We start from the raw sequence: 18,339 nt of genomic DNA, 5'->3' as shown, positions 1-18,339 counted from the left end.
CAGGGACGCGCGGGGCAGCACACGCAGACCGAGCCAGCCAGGCGCGGGCAGGGCAAAGGCACACAGGCCGCGGGGCCGGGTACGAGGTGCGCAAGCCGAGACGCACAGGCCGAGGACACGCAAGCCAGGGATGCACACGCCAGGAATGCACACGCCAGGAATGCACAGACCGAGGCGGGGAGGCTGCGGTGCCGCGTGCTGGGTCGGGTGTTCGTTGCTTGGGCGCTTGGGCGCTTGGTTCGGGTGGGTGGGCCGCGGGAGCGAGCCGGCGGGGTAGGGCTCCGGGCTTGGCGGGCCGGGGCGGCGACGGTCGGGGCCGGAGAGGGTCGGCTGGGTGTCTCGATATGTCGTACAGGTGGTTCGGAAAACGAGAGGTTGAGGGGAATTGGTGCGCCAAAAGAGTCTGTTGGGGGCGTAGATCGGGCCGACCAAACGGGTTAACCGGGACATACGGGTGGGTTTTCCGAGTGTCACAGTGAATTTTGGGATTCCGCTGCTAACCTGACAGACAAAACTTAGGTCGGACCCCTCAAGGACACCTTGGAGGTTCTGCCCGCTAGATCCTGGTTCGTTGCGTTTTCGGGCTTCCGGCGGAAGTATCGAGCAGCTATCCCGGAGGTACGTCGTCTTCCCTGTCAGGTTCAGTGGACGGCTCTGACAGGCCACCGGGCGGAACCCCGGCTCACGCAGGCGTTCGGCCGCTCTACTCCGAGAGGACGCACGATGGGTGCAGTTGTGGCGGTGGCCAGCCAGAAGGGGGGTCCCGGGAAGACGACGACGACGGTGAACCTTGCGAGTGCTCTGGCCATCAACGGCTTCCACGCCCTCGTGGTCGACCTCGAGCCGCAGGCGCAGGCCGGCGTTGCCCTCGGTGTGGTGCCGCAGCCTCAGCGCTCGGTCGGCTTCGCGCTCTACGCCCAGCTCAACGGCATGACGCCCGATGTGCCGGAAATGATCTTCGACCGCAGCGAACTGCTCAAGTCGTTCGAGACCACCGGCAGCCTCAGCCTCTTCGGCTCGGTGCAGAGCACCATGGTCGACGCCGAGCGCAAGATCGCCGGGATGGACTTCTCCACCACCGGGATTCTCCGCCGCATCCTCGAGCCGATCCGCCGGACTCCGACGATCATCCTGATCGACACGCCGCCCAGCGTGAGCGCCCTGTCCGCCGTCGCGCTCGCCGCCGCCGACTTCGTGGTCGCGGTGTGCGAACCGCTGTACGCGACCGTTCAGGGCGCCGCCGTGATCAAGGGGCTGACGGCCGCCACCTCCGAGCGCACCCTCGGCGAGTGTGAGCCGCGCTTCCTCGGCACCGTGATCAACAAGGCCAACGCCCCGTCCCGGCGCACCAGCGAGGACGACCAGGTCGAGCAGCGGCTGGCCGACTACGGCCTCGACCCCTTCCAGACGCAGATCCGCCGGGACAGCCGGATCTCGCAGGCGTACGAGATCGGGCGCCCCGTCTGCATAGAGCAACCGAACATCGCCGCGAGCGTTGCCTACACCGAGCTGGCCATCGAACTGTTCGACCGTGTGAAGCAGGCCGCCTGATGACCGACGAGAAGCCCGTGCCCAAGTCCAAGGCAAAAGCGAGGAAGGCACCCGCTGTTCAGTCGTCCGTCCTGGCGGCGGCGCTGCAGGACGCCATGAACGGCAGCTTCCTGAACTCGGGCACCGACTCGACGGCCGCGCTGCTGGCCCAGATGGGCGGCGGCGGCAGCGGTGGCGGTTCCGGCGCCACGTCCTCGGGGCCGCCGTTCAAGACCGCCGCGGCCGCTGTACCGGCACCGGCGGCCGAGCCCGAACCGGAGCCCGAGCCCGAGCCGGTACCCGCCGCGGCCGCGTCCGTCGTCGAGGCCGCGCCGGCGAGCGCGGAGCCGGCTGTGGAGCCCCTGTCGGACACGCAGCCCGTGGCGGCTTCGGAATCGGTGCAGGCGTCGACTCCGGAGCCGGAATTCGCGCGCGCGGCGGCGTCCACGGCTGCGGCCTCGGTTTCGGTGTCGTCCGTGCCTGCCGAAGCGTCGACTCCCAGGCCTCGGCGGGAAATCGAACCCGACGAGGAGGCCCCGCTCGCCCAGTTGGCCCGGCTCGAGGTGGCCCGCGAGGAGTCGGCCCAGGCTCCGACGCCGCGGCCGGAGCCGGTCTCGACCCCGGCTCCGGCGCCGGCCGCGCAGGCGGAGCGGACGTCGGAACAGGCCCCCGAACCCGCGCCCCGAGCGGCCGCACCGACGCGGGCCGCCTCGTCCGCCCAGCCCGCGAAGGCGTCCGCGTCCGCGAAGGCCGCCCCGGCTCCGCGTGCGTCCCGGCGCAGCGCTCCCACACCTGCCGCGCCTGCCGCGCCGGCTCCGGTCGCCGCCGGCTCCGCCGACGAGCAGTCGGCGCATGCCGCGCTCCTGGAGAGCTTTCTCGACGCGCGGATAAACTCCAAGGGCTGGGAAACCTGGGGATTCCGGCTCCTGCCCGACGTGAAGGCGCGCCTGGGCAAGCGGCTCACCGCCGACAAGCGTTCGTCGCAGAATCGGCGCCTGGCGCTGGGGCACTACCTCAACGCCGCGTTGCTCGAACTTCCCGAGAACAACGACGAGCAGATCGAGATGATCCGCTCGTTCCTGCGTGCCAGGGGCGGTATCACCGACCCCAGCCAGTCCTCCAGCTACCGGGTCAGCCCGGCCGTGTACGAACTCGCCCGCGATCTCGACACCGAACTCACCGCGACGGAGAAGCGCGGTCTGGTCGTGTACCTGTTCTCGGCCGCCGTCGAACTGTTCCTCGAACGCCTCGACGCCGAGGGCGCCCTCGGTCGGCCCGAGATCTTCTCGCCCCAGCAGTAATCCGCCGTCGGCGGGCGTGGAGGGCTTCGGTCCCCCGCGCCCGCCGACGGCGTTTTGCGTGCGGGGTCGGGACGGAGACAACGGCGTGGCAGGCCGCGGTCTCCGCTTCCGGTGACGGCCGTAGCCGTGCTCGTGCCTGCGTCTGCGTCGCCGACACGTTGCCGCCTGGCACCTTGCTGCCCCGCCGGCTTCGAACACTCCGTCCGATTCGTTCTGTTCGCCGGAGTTCCAGGCAGGCCCACCAGTCGCCGAGTCGCTGAGCGGTCCTCCTGCGGCTCCGCAGTCCGCCGGCCGTCGATCAACCCGCCGGCGGCTCCACAGGCGCTCAGAACGCCGCCTGGAGCGCTCCGGAGGTCCGTTCGGCGGCCACGGCGGCGGCCTCCCGGTCCTCCCGGCAATCGGCGCACACCCCGTCGGCCCGCAGGCCCCGGACCGCCCGGTCGCAGTCGTCGCAGGTCCCGATCGGCGCCGGCGCGGCCGCCCGGTGGGCCATCGCCCCGACCGCCGGCCCCATCGCCGCGATCGGCTCCTGCCCCGTCCGGGCCCGGTTCGCCGCCCGCCGGTCCGCGCCGAACCGCTCGTCCGCCGCGGCCCGCCGATCCTGGTCCTGCCGGGCGCAGTTGCGGCAGGCGAACGGGTCGTCCGCCACGCCCACCCCGGGACCGGCCGTGGGCAGCCACAGGCGGCCGTCCTCGCAGTTCGGGTCGGCGCACCCCCGCCGGGGCAGCCCGCGGCCGCTCAGCCAGCCGATGGGGCTGCCCACGGGCCCGTGCTGCGTCCGCCACCGGTCCGCCAGCCGGGCGAAGACCCGGTCCGCGTCGCCGACTTCGGCCACGGCGCGGTCCACCAGAGCCGCCGCCACGACCCGCTGGCCGATGCTCATCCGCTCCACCAGCGGCCTGATTCCGGCGAACGCCCTCGCCGCCGCCGGGGAGATGGTGGTCCGATGGTTCGGGACCGTCACGTGTCGCAATCGACGGGGTTCCGCCGCAGGCGCCTCGTTCGCCGGAAGCGTCGCGAAGCCGGTTCGGCCGTTGTTCGCGGGCTGGGGCACGTCTACCACCGAGAGCGCCCTTCGGGCGGAACCCCCTGGGGAAGCCGCGTTCATCTGTAGGTCAATCGGAGTGTCTTCCTTATACGTGACGGAGGTCCGAACCCCCTGCGGACCCGACGTCCATTGACCCTCCGCACCTGGGTTTTGAGCTGCCGAAATGCCGTTCTCCGACGGCCTGGACGACGTTCGGACGACGGTTCCCGAGGCGGCCTCGGACAGTGCTCCGGCAGGCGGTTCGACAACCTGGTTGATGATTGACCCGAGGGTCGGGAAGCCCGCTGTTCCGGTGCCCACGTGAAAGGCCGCGCCGAGGCCGACCGGACGGTCGGACCGCGAGTCCGCCGAGGTCTCCCCCGCCGTTGCCGCCGCGCCGGTTTTGTCCGTCCCAGCCTCCGCAGGCGCCTCGTCCGCTTCCCCGAACGCATGCCCGGCAAAGATGTCCGCGGTCTCATCCGCCTCATCGGCCTTGGCCGCCACACCGGCCACGCCTGTCATGTCAGCCACACCGGCCTCGGCGATCGACTCGTCGTCGCTCCCCGGTTCGAACGGTCGGAGCGGGACCATCATGTTGCGCCCCTGCCACCCCTCCCGGCGGCCAACCTCGACCCAGCCCCATCGCTCCAGGTCGGACACCACGCCACGAGCGGCGCGTACACTCACCGGCTCGCCGATCCGACGTCCCGACTGGTGGCGCAGCACGTCGGCGAGTTCGGCGTAGGTCAGGTGGTGGCCGCGGGCGCGGGCGTAGCTGATGACGGCGTACGCCCGGGCATGCCGATGCGGGACCGCGCCCAGGAGCGCGACGGGCACCATCACCCACGGCTCGCCCTTTTCCGGGGTGCGCAGGCGGCGTACGGCCGAGGTCCCGGTGCCGGAGGGCTTGGTGCGGCGGACGACGGTCAGTTCCTCGCCGGCGGTGAGCTGCTTCTGCGCGGCGTACAGGGACGACGGGGCCTTGAGCGCGATGCGGCCGTCGGGCTGGGTGACCGAGCGTACGGTCAGGCCCAGGTAGCGGGCGATGGTCGTCAGGTCGGCGATGCAGCCGGGCTGGTTCGGGCCGGCCGCCAGGTGGCCGACCTTGGCGGCGAAGACGAAGGCCAGGTCGCTGTACGCCTCGCCGGTCACCACGCGCAGCGGGACCTTGACCGAGGCACGGCGGACCGAGTCCGGCATGGTCGGGTCGATGCCGCGGGCACCGCTGACCCGAACTCGGGCCGCACGCAAGGCGGCACGCACCCGAGCCTGCATCGTGAATCCAGAGGATTCGGGCACACTTGAAGAGGGCAAGGACCTGGCTGAAGACAGCACTGGGCCTGCCTCGGGGATCGCAGGTATGATCTGCTCCTGAAGCTGGTGAAGAGAAAGAGGTATGGGCGACCCGACCGTTCGGCGCGTGGAAGTACCGGAACGGCTGGGTCTCACTGTTCGGTTGTGTAAGCGGCCGGCAGGCCTCCTTTCTCCGACGGCGCCCCTAGGGGCGCTGAGCTGCGAGCGAGTGGACTAGGGCTGGACTCCTAGGCCACTCGCTCTGCTTTTGTGGACTTCCGACGGCGCTGCCCGGCGCTCAGGCCGCACCATGCCGTCGTCCGACCTGTTCCTGTTCGGCTGCCAGGGCGCGCAGGGCCTGCTGGGCCCACGCGCCGAGGGTGAGGTACTGGTACGGCGTGTTCTCCTCGACGAACCGCAGTGCGAGCGCGGCGTGTTCACTCGGTCGAACGGCCAGGTCGGCACCCGACGGGTGGACGTAGAGGCCGGTCATCGGGTCGACGTCGGCGAGGTCGCCGACGCGTGAGTGTTCGATGGCCAGGTGCTCCCAGAGGCGCAGGCGCTGCGGTGTGTTGCGCGCATAGTTCTCACCCGGCCAGCTGATCCTTCGCAGGGCCTCGAAGGTGAGCAGGGGCAATACATCGCTGGGCGAGAGCACCGTCGGGTGCAGCACGTTTCGGTCCCGTGCCTCGTAGCCCACCTTGCTGGGCAGACCCGCGATGGCCGCGAGCCTTGCCACGGTCCAACGCTCCCGGGAAGTGGCCATGACCGTCCTTTCGTGTCAACGACCGAAGCCTATCGCGATCTCCGGCAAATAACTTCCTGTCAGGAGAGTCGGCGTGTCGCTCAATGCAGTGAAGCCGGCACGGCGGCGGCACAAAAGCCCGGAAAATAAGGCATTACCGGTGTGTTCGATCTGCATGTTGGAAGATCTGCCCAGCCACCCATCCCCTGTCACGCATGAATACCCAGGCGTCGAGTGTGTGTTCCGTCGCGTGATCCAGTGCTCGACCGGCCGTCGGTTCCGCCGTTCGGACTATCGCGAGAGCGACCGTGCGACCGATCGTGCGATCCGCTGCCACGCCCACTGCGTGGCCCGTCGTCAGAGCCGGCGTGAGAGCCACCGCCGGAGCCATCGGCGGCTTCAGCGCGCGGGCCGCAGTTCCGCCCACTGCTCCGGCCGGCCGCCCATGACACCGAGCGTTCGTCGTTCGCGCCGTACATCCGCCCGCACACCCGCCCGTACAGCGCTGCGGATTGACGAACGTGTTGGGCTGCACTGTGCCGGACATATCAAAGGACATCTCACCGCACAGCAACACGCACAGATCCCGCTCCGGGTCGCCGGACAACTTGCCATGCAAGTTGCAGGTCAAAAGCTATTTGAGGGCGTTGCGGGAACGGCCCGCTGAAGCGATGGGAGGGCTTGAAGAAGGGGCTTCCGAGGGCTGGGGAGAGGAATTATGACGGGAGTGAAAATCACCTTAAAAGGTAGGGAAGCCGGCTTTTGCCGTCACTGGGAAGAGGACGGCAGGTCGGCTCAGGAACAAAGTGGTGGAAGGGATGGATGGCATACAACGAACCGACGGGACGGTTGGGGCGGGCTGCCGTGTCGCGGTGTGCTGCCGTGTACGGGGCTTGGGGGCAGGGTGGGCGGTTGGGCTCTCGAGAAGGGCGCGGGCTCGGAGGGTGGGAGGGGGCGAGCGGCGGGCGTGATGTCGCGACGTGCCGGTGGACCGGTTGTGCGGTGATTCCGGTGTCGGAGCTCGTGCTGCCACTGTCAAAAAACAGTTGGTTGGGTTTCAGTGCCTCCTCCGTTTCATCCGATGGCCCGTTGCGGGGCGTTTTCCGACTGCGGTCGGCTCGGCGGGTCCGCCTCGGGTGGGCGGATGCGATGCTCTGGGCAGTGGCCGCGCGGGGTGGTCGGGAGGATCGGAGTACTGATGGCGACTGGTGGATCCGGCCCCCGGCTGGTGCTGTGGGACATCGATCACACCCTGATCGACGGTGGGAAGGTGTCGCGGCGGGCGTACGCGGCCGCGTTTCGGCAGGTGGCCGGGCGGGCTCTGGAACAACCGTGGCAATTCGACGGCCGTACCGAGTTGGCTGCGGCGAGCGAGGTCCTGCGGCTGCACGGCCTGTCGCCCGAGGATGGCCTGTTGGCTGCTTTCCTGGACCTGATCGTTGCCGAACTACGGCAGCGTGAAGCCGAGTTGGCGGCGGAGGGGCGGGTGTTGGCGGGGGCGCTGGAGGCCCTGACGGCGCTTGGGACGATGTCCGATGTGCGGCAGTCGGTGCTGACCGGCAACCTGTACACGCTCGCCGTATTGAAGATGAACGTCTTCGGCCTGGCCGACCACGTGGACTTCCGGGTCGGCGCGTACGGCGAGGACGCCTATGAGCGAATCGACCTGCCGGCCAGGGCGTTCGCGCGGACCGAGGAGCACTTGGGCCGGCGGCACGTGGGCGCCGACACCGTGATCGTCGGCGACACCCTGCGCGACGTGGCCACGGCCCGCGCGGCGGGCGCGCGATGTGTGGCGGTGGCGACCGGCTCGACGAGCGCGGCCGCGCTGACGGCGGCGGGTGCCGATGTCGTCCTCACCGACCTCGCCGACACGGAGAAGGTGCTGAGTGCGCTGCTGGGCGGCGGGCCGGGTCGCGGCTCGGGAGGGTGACGGCGGGCGAGGCGGTGGTGGGCGGCCCGGCTGCGCGGACGGGGTGTCGGGTTCGCTGCTCGGTGCGGACGGGTTCGGGGCGCGGCTTGGCGACGGTCGGTGCGCGGTGGGCGGCGGTGGGCCGTACATACGTGTGCGACCGAGATGTGGGGTTCGTCGCCTGGTGGAGGGTGGGTTCGGGCTGGGCTTGTGGCGGCGACCGAGGGGTGTTGGGTTCGCTGCCCGTCCGGTGAGGACTGATTCGAGCCGCGGTTTGGGGGCGGTGGGGCGACGGGGCGGTGGTGGGTCGTAAATACGTGCGCGACCGAGATGTTGAGTTGGTTGCCTGGTAGGGGCTGGGTTCGGGCCGGGCTTGTGGCGCGATCCAGGCGGTGGTGGGCAGGGCTTGCTTGCGCGGCCTGAGCGTTCCGGACTCGGGTCGGGGCTTGGTGACGGCGGCCGAAGCGGTGGGGAGGCGTACACGCTTGCGCCGTCGAGGCGTTGCATGCATGTCCGGTGGAGATCGCGCTCGGGGCGGGGCTTGTAGCCGAGGCGGTGGTGAGGGCGGGGCCGCGTGTGGATCGGCCGTTGTGTGCGGTGGCGACCCAGGTTTGCGCGCTTGGTTGTGGGTGGCCGGTTCGGGGCTTGTCCGAGTCGGTGGTGGGCCGCCGCCGGTGTTTGGGGCTCTGAGACCTGGGGTTTCGGTGAGACGACTGCGTTGCTCGGCGAAAACCGGCCGGCAGCGGGGGAGCGGGAAAGGGCTCGGGTCGAGCCCTCCGAGGTGCCCTCCCGGGTGGGTCGGGTGGCTTGGGGGAGCGGTAGGCGTGTGGGTGACGACGAATTGCGGAACCGGATCGTGTGGAGTGCTGTTGCTTCGGTCTGAGAGAGAACCGCAGGTCAGCGCGAGCGGGCGGCTGGTGGGAGGGTCCCAGGAACCGGTTATGGCTCCTGCTGAGCACTCGGACTTCTCGACGGCTGGTCTCTGTGGTTCACAGTGCCCGCAGCGGGCTCCAACTGGGTGTTTCGGTCCCCGTCCCGGTGTTGAGGCATGAAGCCGGCACCCGACGCCCGACTTTCCACCCGATACCACAAAAACGCAGGTCACCGAAGCCCGAAGTCCGCAACCACGCGCCGAGATCCGGCTTCGAAACCCAGTCCCTCTCGAAAAGTCCTCCGAAACGCCCCGACCCGTCCGGAAGGTCCCTCGACGGACTCGACCGGACCGCCCTCTCCGCCGCTGCCGGCCGGTTTTCGCTAAGCAACGCGCTCGTCTCGCTGGGAGCACTGCTGAGGTTTGTGCTTTTGGTTGCGAGGTGCCGGTGCGGGTTGGTTCGGCACGTGGGGTGGGCCGCCGCTGGCGTTCGGGGCTCTGAGATCGGGGGGTCCCGGCGGGACGGGCGCGTTGCTCGGCGGAAAAACGGCGGGCAGCGGGTGGCGGGGAGGGTGGTCGGGTTGAGTTCGCCGGGGAGCGTTTTCGAGTGGGTGGGGTGTCTTCGGCGTGCGGTGGGCATGGGGGTGGTTTCGGGTTTACGAACCCGGATTGCGCGGGGTGCTGCGGTCGCGTGGCGCTCGGAAACCGCAGGTCGGCGCGTGAGGGCGCGGTTTCGAGGGCTTCGAGAACCGGTTCCGAGTCCCGCTGGGCGCTTTCCGTTCCCGCAGCGGCGTTCACGAGGCGGAGCACACGAAACCGGCACTCGACAGCCGCCCAACCGCGCCTGCATCGCAAAACCGCAGGTCATGGACAGAGGAAACGCCAGGCCATCTCATCACAACCGAATTTGGATCCTAAATTCTCGCAAACGCCCTGACTTGCCAGGAAGGCTCCTCGGCGGACGCGACCGAACCGCCCTCCCCGCCACCCGTTGCCGGCCGCCTTTTCGCCGACCGATGTGCCCGTCTCGTTGGGAATCCCCGGTCTCGGAGTCCCGAACGTCGGCGGCGGCCCACCCACGTGCTGGACCCGCCCCCGCACCAGCATCCCGCAACCGACAGCGCAAACCCCAGCAGGGGGATCGGTGCGCGGCGGAGCTTGGATGGCGGTGGGTTGGGCTTGCGTGAAGGTGAGTTTGGTGTCTGGTGGGGACTCGGTTTGGGACGGGGTCTGTGACGGCCGGTGGGGTCGTGGTGGGGCGCGTGCGTCTGTGGGTGTTGGTTGGTGGGGGTGGGCTTCGGCGCGCTTCGACGCGATGATCGGCCGCATATACGTGTACGGATGGGCCGCTGTGCGTCCGGCTGGGTGTGCGTGGGTGGGGTGTTGTGTGCGTCCCTATATAAGGGAGGGGGTGTGTGGGTGGCTGGGGGTCATGTGGTGCGCATTGGCATTAGTAGGTAGCGATAGTCCTGGGTGTGTTTGTTTGTAGTGTTTTGGGTGGGGGTTTTTTGGGGGTTTGGGGTTGTTGGTGGGCCTTCTGTGAGTACTGTCGGCTTGGTTGGGGTGCTGAACAGCATTTGGGCGGTTGGGGTGCGGAGGGCGGTCAGGCCGTCCAGGAGGTGGGTCGGGTTGAAGGCGGATCTGGTGGGTTCGCCCGTCAGGTGTAGCGGGACGGTTGCGCCTGCCTCGGCCTCGTCGGTGGTGCCGGCCTCCACTCGCAGGGCGTCGTGTTCGAACGTCAGTCGGATGGGCGCGTTGCGGGTGACCACGAGGGATACCCGCCGTACTGCCTCGATCAGCGCTGCCGTGTCGATGGTCGCCACGGCGGTGGTTTCGTTGTCGAACAGCCAGTCGTAGCGCGGGAACTCGTAGTCGAGTAGCCGTGTGGTGGCCTGCCGTCCGGCGGAGACCAGCCCGAGCAGGCCGCGGCGGCCGGCCTCCGGACCGAGGGCCAGGCGCAGGTCAGCGCCGGCGTCCGGGTTGCGGGTGAGTTCGGCCAGGACTCGGGCCGGGATCAAAGCGGTGCGGGCGGGGTCCTCGGTGATGGGCAGCCAGGGCATGCGGCGGATCGCCAGGCGATAACGATCGGTGGCGGCCAGGACGAGCGAGTCGTGGGTCAGGTGGAGTCGGACGGCGGTGAGTACGGGCACGCTCTCGTCTCGGGACGCCGCGATCGTCACCTGCGCGACGGCCTCGGCGAAGGCGGACGCGCCCACCATTCCGACGGTTTCCGGGAGCAGCGGGGTGGCCGGATAGTCGGTGAGGGCCGTCAGGGGTAGTGCGAAGTATGCGCCGGCGCAGGTCAGTCGGGCCCGACTTGCCGGGGACGGCGACGACGAGCGGGTGACTCTTCTCGCGTCGACGGTGAGGTCCACAGGGTGCTCGCGGGGCAGGGATCGGGCGATCTCGGCGAGCAGTCGCCCCGGGACCAGGATCCTCCCGGGGCGGGTGACCTCGGCCGGGACCTCGATCCCGGTCGAGACCTCGTAGTTGTACGCCGAGATCGTGAGGGTGGCGCCGTCCGCCTCGAGTCGGAAGGCGGCGAGGGCGGGGACGACCGGCCGGGCGGGCAGGGCGCGGACGGCCCAGGCGATGCCCTCGACGAGGCGGTCGCGTGTTATTCGAACCTTCACAACGGGCCCTTTCCGAGAACTCGACGAGGAGGATGGTCGCGGAGTGATCGAATATTTGTTCGATTTCAGGAAGGGCGACACTACCGTGGCGCTCGGACAGCGCGCCCGGCCCACCGAGGCCGGACAGCACGACAAGAGTTCGAACAGGCCCGGCTCGCGGAACGCGCAGATTCGGGTGATGCCCGCGTCGGAGGTGGTCGGGATCGTCAGCGCGTGTTCGTGGTGGACGCCGTCCGGGCCGCGCTGGTACATCGCGGAAGCGGGCCGGCCATTCGCCGAGGTCGGGACCATCCGGAAGGCGCCCGGCGCGGTGGGAACCCTGGACGCCAGGCATCGGGTGATGGACTCGCGACCGGCGAACCACGAGGCAGTGGGCGGCATTTCGAGGATGGCGTCCGTGGGAGCAGCGCCGTCAGGGCGTTGTCGTGGGCGGTTTCGAACGCCGCGACACAGCGGTCGGGCAACTCCCGTTCGCGTGCGCCGAAGACCTCGAACGTGTCGTCCTGGGAGGGCGCTACTCGGCCGGGTCGGGTGCGCGCGCGTTGCAGGGTGCTTTTGGCCACCGGGGCGGAGAAGCCGAGCAGGGCGGCGACTTCCGCCGCGCGCAGCGCCGGTACGTTGCGCAGGATGAGTACGGCACGCTGCCTCGGCGGCAGGTATTGCAGGGCGGCGATCAGGGCGAGCCGCAGGCCGGCCCGTTTGAGCAGGTTGCGGACGTGTTGTGGGTTGTGGGTGGCCGGGTTGAACGGTGGGTAGCTGTATCCGGACACCGCCCGGGTGCCTGCGGCGCGCAGTCCGTGCACCGCCGCGGTGCCGTGTGCGGCCCGGTGCCGCATGTGCCGTACGTGGGAGAAGTCCTGAACCGTGGTGATGCCGCCGTCGAGGCATTCGAGCGTGGCGAGCGGGTTGCCGGGGTCGCTGTCGACGGCCACCGCGTGCAGTACGGATTGCCGGACGTGGCGATGGGTGTCGGCGAAGCTCGGCAGCATGATGGGTGGGGGATATGGCAGGCGGAACTGCCGACGTGGTCGATGCGACGACGGAGTCGAGTAAGCGGATCATGCTGCTCGCGGCTGACCTGGATGAGGCCAGGCCCGCCGTGGACTGCCCGAATTGGGCCTGACCCCGGCCCAGTTCGGCGTGCGGGCGCGCCGTAATGGCTCAAGCCGATGAAGTCGAGTCGTGCGCCGCACCGGATCACGGTGACGGTCGGGGCGCGCTGATGTGTCTGACGCCGCACGGGATACGGGTCGCCGAGGACGCGGTCCGGGCGAACGCCGTCGCGTCGCACGCCGAGGTCTGGCGGGGCGCCCCGGCGGCGGCGATCGAGGCGGCGATGCACGCGCTGCGCGAGATCGCTGCGGCCACCGACGCGGCGCGGAGCCTGACCGGTCGGGCGCTGCGTGCCGGGTGGGGTCCGCTCGAGAAGGGGAGTCGGTGCCTGTCCGTTCAGAGCGGGGCGGGTGGGTCCTTTGGGCGGGGCGGGGGTGGTGGTTGGCGTGGGATCGGTGGTGCCGCGGGCTGCGTCGAGCCGGGGACCGGGCCGGATGGGGCGACTTCGGGGTGGGTCGGCTGGGCCGCGTACAGGGTGTGCATCGGATGCATGGGGTGCGCCGGGTGCATCGTCGGCGGCACGAGGAAGGCGTATTCGCGCTCGATCTGGAACCCGGTGATCCGGGCCACGACCGCGATGGCCGTGCCGGCGGCGATGATCATCAAAAGGAAGGCCCAGCCCGCCGCGGTGTCCGCGGTGCGGTAGGACTCGTGGTAGGCGACCCACGCGTCACTGCCGGTCATCGCGTCGCCGCCGTCGCTCTCGCGGCCGGTCAGGCCGACGGCGAGGACGACGTTCGCGGCGAGATAGGTCGACCACCAGGCCCAGAGCAGCGGATGCCGCCCGGGAGTGGCACCGCCGCGCATCGGTGCACGGGGATCGCTGGCCTTCCAGATGTCGTGTGCGATCAGCGGCGGGAACCACAGGTTGACCACCGGGCAGAACCAGCCGCCGATCGCCCAGCCGCCGGACAGGCGCTGCACGGACGGCGGGAACAGCTCGACGTTGCGCCGTGCGCGATGGAACCAGACCACGAAGACCACCGCACTCGCGACCATGGCCAGGGTTGCGAGCCCCCACCACACGGCGATGGAGTGGTTCGCCCCGTCCGCATCGGGCGCGGACCACTTGCTGCGCAACAACTGGTCGACCAGGCTCGCGCGGTGGAAGAACGCGATGGCGGCGAGCAGACAGGCGACGGCCGTGACGCCCAACAGGACGTAGAGCGCGATGGCCGGCCCGCGCAGCGACCGGAAGATGGGACCGGGCCGAAGCCGCGGAACCCGCACCGGCGTCCCGGCGGGCCCGAACCGGGCGAAACGCGCGTCGAGGGCGGCGTCGGTCGGGGCGGTGGGTGGGGCGTACTCGCGATGGCCGCAGTTGGTACAGCGATCCGGCAACGTCGATCGGGCACCGCAGGCTGAGCACAACACGAGTTCGTATCCCCCGTCGACAGTCCTCGGCACCGACCGGACGAGCCGGCGGGCGACGCCATCACGGCCGACCGCACCGGCATCGCCGCGTAACGGGCATCATGCCGTGAGTACCTTCCCATGTCACGATCCGAAGAACCGCGAATACGCACGGTGATGGGCGTGGCGACAACGCCGGTACATCGCACCGCGCGACACCGCGGGGGTGCGTAACGACATGGGTGGTTGGCGGTACGGTCGGGGGGTGATCGGGACGTGGTGGGATGTGCTGCTCGTCGGCGGGGCCTCCGGGGTGGGCAAGAGTCGTGCGGCGGCGGAACTGGCCGTGTCGGCCGGGGCGTTCGTGGTGGAGTTCGATGACGTGGTGAGCGCGGTGCAGCACATCACGACGGCCGAGGGGCATCCCGGGCTGCATCTCTTCGACGGGATCGCCGATGTCGACGGGCTCGATGTCGGTCGTGTACTGGAACTCCAGATCGCCACCGCCCGAGCGCTGGAACCCGCCGTCGTCGGCGTGGTGCGCAATCGGCTCACCGTCGATGTCCCGGCGGTGGTCGAGGGCGACTACCTCACGCCGGCCGCCGTGGCCCAGGCCATGCGGGAGGGCGTCGAGGCCGGGCGCAGCGTGCGGGGGGTGTTCCTGCACGAGGACGACGGTGCCCGAATCGTCGCCAACTACGCCGAGCGGGAGCCGGAGGGCGGGGTCCAGACGCAGCGGGCGGAGGTCGGGGTTCGATACTCGCGCTGGCTGGCGGAGGAGGCGGCCCGGTATGGGCTGCCCGTCGTCGAATGCCGACCGTGGGGCACCTTGACCGAGCGGATCGGGCACGCCGTTGCCCGGGCGGCGGTGGGGAACGCGGGGCGGGCCGAGCGTTTGGGTGGTGGAGTGAGGTAGGGGGGCGGGGGTCGGTCGGGCTTCCCTGAGAGTTGCTGGGCCGTTTGGAATCTTTCGGCTGCTCCGGCTGCTCCGGCTGCTCCGGCTGCTTGAGCCACCCGGACCGCTCGGGCTCCCGGGTTGCCGCTGGGCGTCGAGATGTCTGGGATATCTGGATATCCGGATGTCTGGATATCTCGATGTCTGAGATTGCTGTGGAACGATCGTGTTCGGCACGATCGGATTCCACGGAGGAGAGCCTGCGTGAGCGGTGAGCAATCCCCGGGCGGTTCGGCGGTGTTCGAACGCTTCGTGGTGGAGTGCGATGGTGAGCGGCTGAGTTGTGTGCGAGTCGTTCCCGGTGCTGCGGTCCAGGGTGCGCACGATCTCGGGATGCCGTCGTCGCCTGTCGTCCTGATGCACGGTGCCGGGGCCGGGAGTAAAGGGCACTTCGTCGAGTTGATGAGCGACTGTGCCGGTCGCGGCTTCGCCGCTTGCGCGCTCGACTTCTCGGGGCACGGCGACAGTTCCGGGGCCCTTGGTGAACTGAGCCTGGAACGCCGGTTCGTACAGGCCCGCGCGGTTGTCGACGCGGTTGTGCCTGCGGATCACCGGCTGATTCTGGTCGGGTTCAGCATGAGCGGTCACACCGTTGCGGATCTGGCGGCCCACTACGGCGACCGGGTGCGTGCCATCGGGCTGTGCACGCCCGCCGTCTATGCCGCCGAGGCGTGGAGTGTTCCGTTCGCGGCGGGCTTCACCGAGATCATTCGACTCCGGCGGTCGACGAGGTCATCCCCGAGGCCGTCACGGAGGCCATCGCGGATGCGCTCGGTGCGTCGGCTTCGCGGTTCACCCGGCTGGTGTTCCCACAGGCGGATCACAAGCTCGGGTTGTGGTTCCGGGCGAACGCGGCGGCGCGCGCTCAGTTCCTTGATGCCGTCCTGGCCGGACCGCCCCGAAACCCGCATGGCGAACCGGGCTTCGGGGCCGACCACTTCGTGCACCGGACCCTGTGACGCGGGCGGCTTGTTTCGATTCGGCGCCGCGCCGGCCGGTTCGCCTGGTGCTCAGGCGAGTTGCAGGCGGTCGATCAGGCCGGCCGCGGTGAAAGCCTCGACGAGGGCGGCGCGGCCCTCCGTGAAGTGGCCCCAGCTGTCGAAGTGGACCGGGACGACTCGGCGCGCGCCGAGGATGGCGGCGGCCTCGGCGGCCTGGGCGCTGTCCAGGGTGAGCAGGGCGCCGTCGAACAGCGGGGTGCGGGCGGCGCCGGCGAAGAGCACGGCCGTGTCGACCGGGCCGACGCGGGCCGCGATCTTCTCGACCACGGGCAGGGACGCGTTGTCGCCGCTGACGTAGACGGTCGGGAGGTCGGCGGCGGTCAGGACGAAGCCCACGACCTCGCCGGTGATCGGCTCGCAGCCGTCCGGACCGTGCTGGGCGGGGGTGGCCGTGACGGTCACGGTGCCGCCGTCGGGGCGGGGGACCTCGATCGTCGCCCACGGGGCCAGCGGGCGGGCGGTGCCGCCGAGTCGGCCCGCGCCGCCCGGGGTGGTCAGTACGAGCGGGACGTCGGCGAGCAGCGCGCGGCCGGAGTGGTCGAGGTTGTCCGGGTGTTGGTCGTGGGAGAGCAGGACCACGTCGATCGGGCCCAGGTCGGCCGGGTCGACCGAGGCCGGGGCGGTCTTGGTGAGGACGCGGCCGTCGCCGACGGGGTACTCGCCGGGGGCGTCGAAGGCGGGGTCGGTGAGGAACGTGAGGCCGCCGTACTCGATCAGGGCGGAGGGGCCGCCGAAGACCCGAATGGCGATCTGCTCGTTGGTCGCATTGATACCGGTCACTGCACACCTCACGGATAATGGTTGTGTTTGCCGTGAGAAAAGCTAGCCGATTCTCATGGAGAACGGCAAGGCTTAACATGAGACTCATGAAGGAGACCGCGCCGGTCGATCCCGCCGACCCCGCCGCCGATCGCGCCGCCGACCCGGCCGCCCGTCCCGCGCGCTCGGGCCCGCCGCTCGCGCCGGGTGCGGAGCGATACCTGGCCCTGGACCTGGCGAACAGCGATCTCGCCTTCCCCGGCGGCCGGGACGTGGATCTGCTCGGCACGCCCGAGTCGGCGAGGGAGTGGCTGATCACGCGCGAGCTGGCACCGGCGGAGACCGTGCTCTACGACGTGTGCGCGGGACGCCTGCGGGCGCTTCGCGACGCGGTGCGAGCGCTGCTGTCGGCTCGGGTCGAGGATGTGGTGGCGCCCGCCGACGCGGTACGCGCCGTCAACGACGCGCTCACCGGCGCGCCGTCGGCCGCGCTGCTGCACTGGGACGACGTACGGGGCCCGTATCGCGCCCAGGCGCATCCGATCGACCAGATCGTCAACCACGCGATCGCCGTGCTGGCCGCCGACGCCGCAGACCTGCTGACCGCGCCCGACGCAGCACGGCTCACCCCGTGCGGCGCCACCCCCTGCCGCCGCTTCCTGGTCCGTACGCACGCGTCCCGGCAGTGGTGCTCGACGCGATGCGGCGACCGGGTCCGGGCAGCGCGGGCCTACGCGCGTCGGACCCAGGGCAAGGCGGACTAGACGGCGGGCGGCCGGCGGGCCGTGGGCCGCGTTGCCCGGCGGCCCGCGTCAGCTCACGGGCGGCGTCGGCGAGTCGCGCGGCGTACGGTTCAGCAGGTCGTGGGACAGGCGCAACAGGTCGGCCTGGCGCAGGACTTCGCCGGCCGAGCCCGGGATCGGTACATGCAGCCGGTCGGTCCAGCGGGTCGGGATGGCCGCGAGGCCGTATACCGCGCCGGCGAGCGCCCCGGTGACCGCGCCGACCGTGTCGGTGTCGCCGCCGAGGTCGACGGCGGCGCGCAGGGCGTGTTCGTACGACGTCGTCGTCCGCAGCGCCCAGACCGCCGAGCCGAGGCAGGGCCAGACCGCGCCGTTGAACTCGGTGGCGTCGGCGGGATGCCAGGTCGGAGACAGCACGACGGCGTAGCGGTCGCGATGGTCGGGGTGTACCTCGTCGAGGGTCGGGGGCAGCGCGGCCGCCGGGTCGTCGCCGTCCAGGGCCACCCGCAGCAGCTCGTGGAAGATCGCGGTGCCCTCCCACGCCGCGCGGTCGCCGTGGGTCAGCGCGGCGATGCGGCGGGCGGCGGCCATGGTGGCGGTACGGCCGTCGGCCGCGAACCAGACGGCGGGGGTGGTCGCGCGCATCAGCGAGCCGTTGCCGGCCGCGCGTCCGGTGGTCTGGAAGTGCACGCCGGCGGCGAGGTCCCAGGGCAGGCCGTTGGTGAGTACGTCCTCGGTCTGGAGACCGATGTCCTTGGGTTCGGAACGGGCCCAGCGGCGAAAGCGGTCGAAGATGTCGGGCGGGTCCAATTCACCGCGTTCCAGGAGGGAGTACGCCACGTGCACGGCCATCTGGGTGTCGTCCGTGGCCTCGCCCGCGTCCCAACCGCCGCCACCGCACATCTCGTTCGCGTAGCGTGCCTCGGCCCGCGAACTCCCGGGCGGGGCCTGGGGAAACCGGGTGCCGAAGCCGCCCGGAAGGCCGAACTCGAAGGGCGCGCCCAGCGCGTCCCCGACCGCCGAGCCGACGACGGCCCCGGCGGCGCGCTGGGTGATGTCCATGCGGGCAGCGTAGAGGTCGACGCGCGGGTCGGGTTCGGGGG

Annotated in this window: 13 protein-coding genes and 1 pseudogene; 6 read left to right on the top strand and 8 right to left on the bottom strand. The window is 70.5% G+C overall.

Annotated features, from left to right (window positions below):
• Positions 1–735 precede the first annotated feature (735 nt).
• Together B4N89_RS32920 and B4N89_RS32915 are read left to right on the top strand one after the other, a co-directional pair.
• Positions 736–1,551 carry a ParA family protein gene (locus B4N89_RS32920; protein ID WP_161500903.1) on the top strand — a complete coding sequence of 272 codons (816 nt, stop codon included), beginning with the start codon at positions 736–738 and terminating at the stop codon, positions 1,549–1,551.
• A complete protein-coding gene (locus B4N89_RS32915; protein WP_078980119.1) occupies positions 1,551–2,831 on the top strand; it encodes a hypothetical protein in 1,281 nt (426 codons plus the stop codon). Before B4N89_RS32920 ends, B4N89_RS32915 begins: the two co-directional genes overlap by 1 nt.
• A 325-nt stretch (positions 2,832–3,156) precedes the next feature.
• Here the strand turns inward: B4N89_RS32915 and B4N89_RS32910 are convergent, their stop codons facing one another.
• From B4N89_RS32910 to B4N89_RS50135, 3 genes are all read right to left on the bottom strand, one after another.
• On the bottom strand, positions 3,157–5,058 hold the full coding sequence (locus B4N89_RS32910) for a hypothetical protein (protein WP_078980118.1): 1,902 nt from the start codon (positions 5,056–5,058) through the stop codon (positions 3,157–3,159).
• 391 nt (positions 5,059–5,449) lie between these two features.
• Positions 5,450–5,917 (bottom strand): hypothetical protein, encoded by a 468-nt coding sequence (locus tag B4N89_RS32905; protein ID WP_020554288.1) that lies wholly within the window; start codon positions 5,915–5,917, stop codon positions 5,450–5,452.
• A 15-nt stretch (positions 5,918–5,932) separates the two neighbouring features.
• Complete coding sequence (locus B4N89_RS50135) at positions 5,933–6,073, bottom strand: hypothetical protein (RefSeq protein ID WP_161500902.1); 141 nt, start codon at positions 6,071–6,073, stop codon at positions 5,933–5,935.
• A gap of 1,021 nt (positions 6,074–7,094) precedes the next feature.
• Between B4N89_RS50135 and B4N89_RS32900 the strand changes: the two genes are divergently transcribed.
• Positions 7,095–7,829: an HAD family hydrolase gene (locus tag B4N89_RS32900; RefSeq protein ID WP_161500901.1), complete on the top strand. Its 735-nt coding sequence runs from the start codon at positions 7,095–7,097 to the stop codon at positions 7,827–7,829.
• Between the two features lie 2,280 nt (positions 7,830–10,109).
• Here the strand turns inward: B4N89_RS32900 and dnaN are convergent.
• The 3 genes from dnaN to B4N89_RS32885 all read right to left on the bottom strand — a co-directional run bounded on the left by dnaN (position 10,110) and on the right by B4N89_RS32885 (position 13,832).
• Positions 10,110–11,312 carry a DNA polymerase III subunit beta gene (gene dnaN / locus B4N89_RS32895; RefSeq protein ID WP_161500900.1) on the bottom strand — a complete coding sequence of 401 codons (1,203 nt, stop codon included), beginning with the start codon at positions 11,310–11,312 and terminating at the stop codon, positions 10,110–10,112.
• Between the two features lie 206 nt (positions 11,313–11,518).
• Positions 11,519–12,301 carry a sigma factor-like helix-turn-helix DNA-binding protein gene (locus B4N89_RS32890; RefSeq protein WP_078980115.1) on the bottom strand — a complete coding sequence of 261 codons (783 nt, stop codon included), beginning with the start codon at positions 12,299–12,301 and terminating at the stop codon, positions 11,519–11,521.
• A gap of 460 nt (positions 12,302–12,761) precedes the next feature.
• A complete protein-coding gene (locus B4N89_RS32885; protein WP_078980114.1) occupies positions 12,762–13,832 on the bottom strand; it encodes a DUF4328 domain-containing protein in 1,071 nt (356 codons plus the stop codon).
• 211 nt (positions 13,833–14,043) lie between these two features.
• Between B4N89_RS32885 and B4N89_RS32880 the strand changes: the two genes are divergently transcribed.
• Both B4N89_RS32880 and B4N89_RS53115 read left to right on the top strand, forming a co-directional pair.
• Complete coding sequence (locus B4N89_RS32880; protein ID WP_078980113.1) at positions 14,044–14,694, top strand: hypothetical protein; 651 nt, start codon at positions 14,044–14,046, stop codon at positions 14,692–14,694.
• A gap of 138 nt (positions 14,695–14,832) precedes the next feature.
• Positions 14,833–15,450: pseudogene (locus B4N89_RS53115) on the top strand (alpha/beta hydrolase); the annotation flags it as partial.
• 293 nt (positions 15,451–15,743) lie between these two features.
• On the opposite strand, the gene B4N89_RS32870 reads toward B4N89_RS53115, so the two are convergent.
• Entirely contained in the window at positions 15,744–16,514 is a 771-nt protein-coding gene (locus B4N89_RS32870) for an MBL fold metallo-hydrolase (RefSeq protein ID WP_078980112.1), read from the bottom strand.
• 86 nt (positions 16,515–16,600) lie between these two features.
• Here B4N89_RS32870 and B4N89_RS32865 point away from each other — a divergent pair, with 86 nt between their 5' ends.
• A complete protein-coding gene (locus B4N89_RS32865) occupies positions 16,601–17,257 on the top strand; it encodes a CGNR zinc finger domain-containing protein (protein ID WP_078980111.1) in 657 nt (218 codons plus the stop codon).
• A gap of 48 nt (positions 17,258–17,305) precedes the next feature.
• Here B4N89_RS32865 and B4N89_RS32860 read toward each other — a convergent pair whose 3' ends face one another.
• The gene (locus tag B4N89_RS32860) at positions 17,306–18,298 is read right to left on the bottom strand and encodes an ADP-ribosylglycohydrolase family protein (RefSeq protein ID WP_078980110.1); all 993 of its coding nucleotides are present in this window, start codon (positions 18,296–18,298) and stop codon (positions 17,306–17,308) included.
• Between the last annotated feature and the right edge of the window lie 41 nt (positions 18,299–18,339).

Source organism: Embleya scabrispora (assembly GCF_002024165.1).
Lineage (GTDB): Bacteria > Actinomycetota > Actinomycetes > Streptomycetales > Streptomycetaceae > Embleya > Embleya scabrispora_A.
This window is presented reverse-complemented; position numbering and strand designations above follow the sequence as displayed.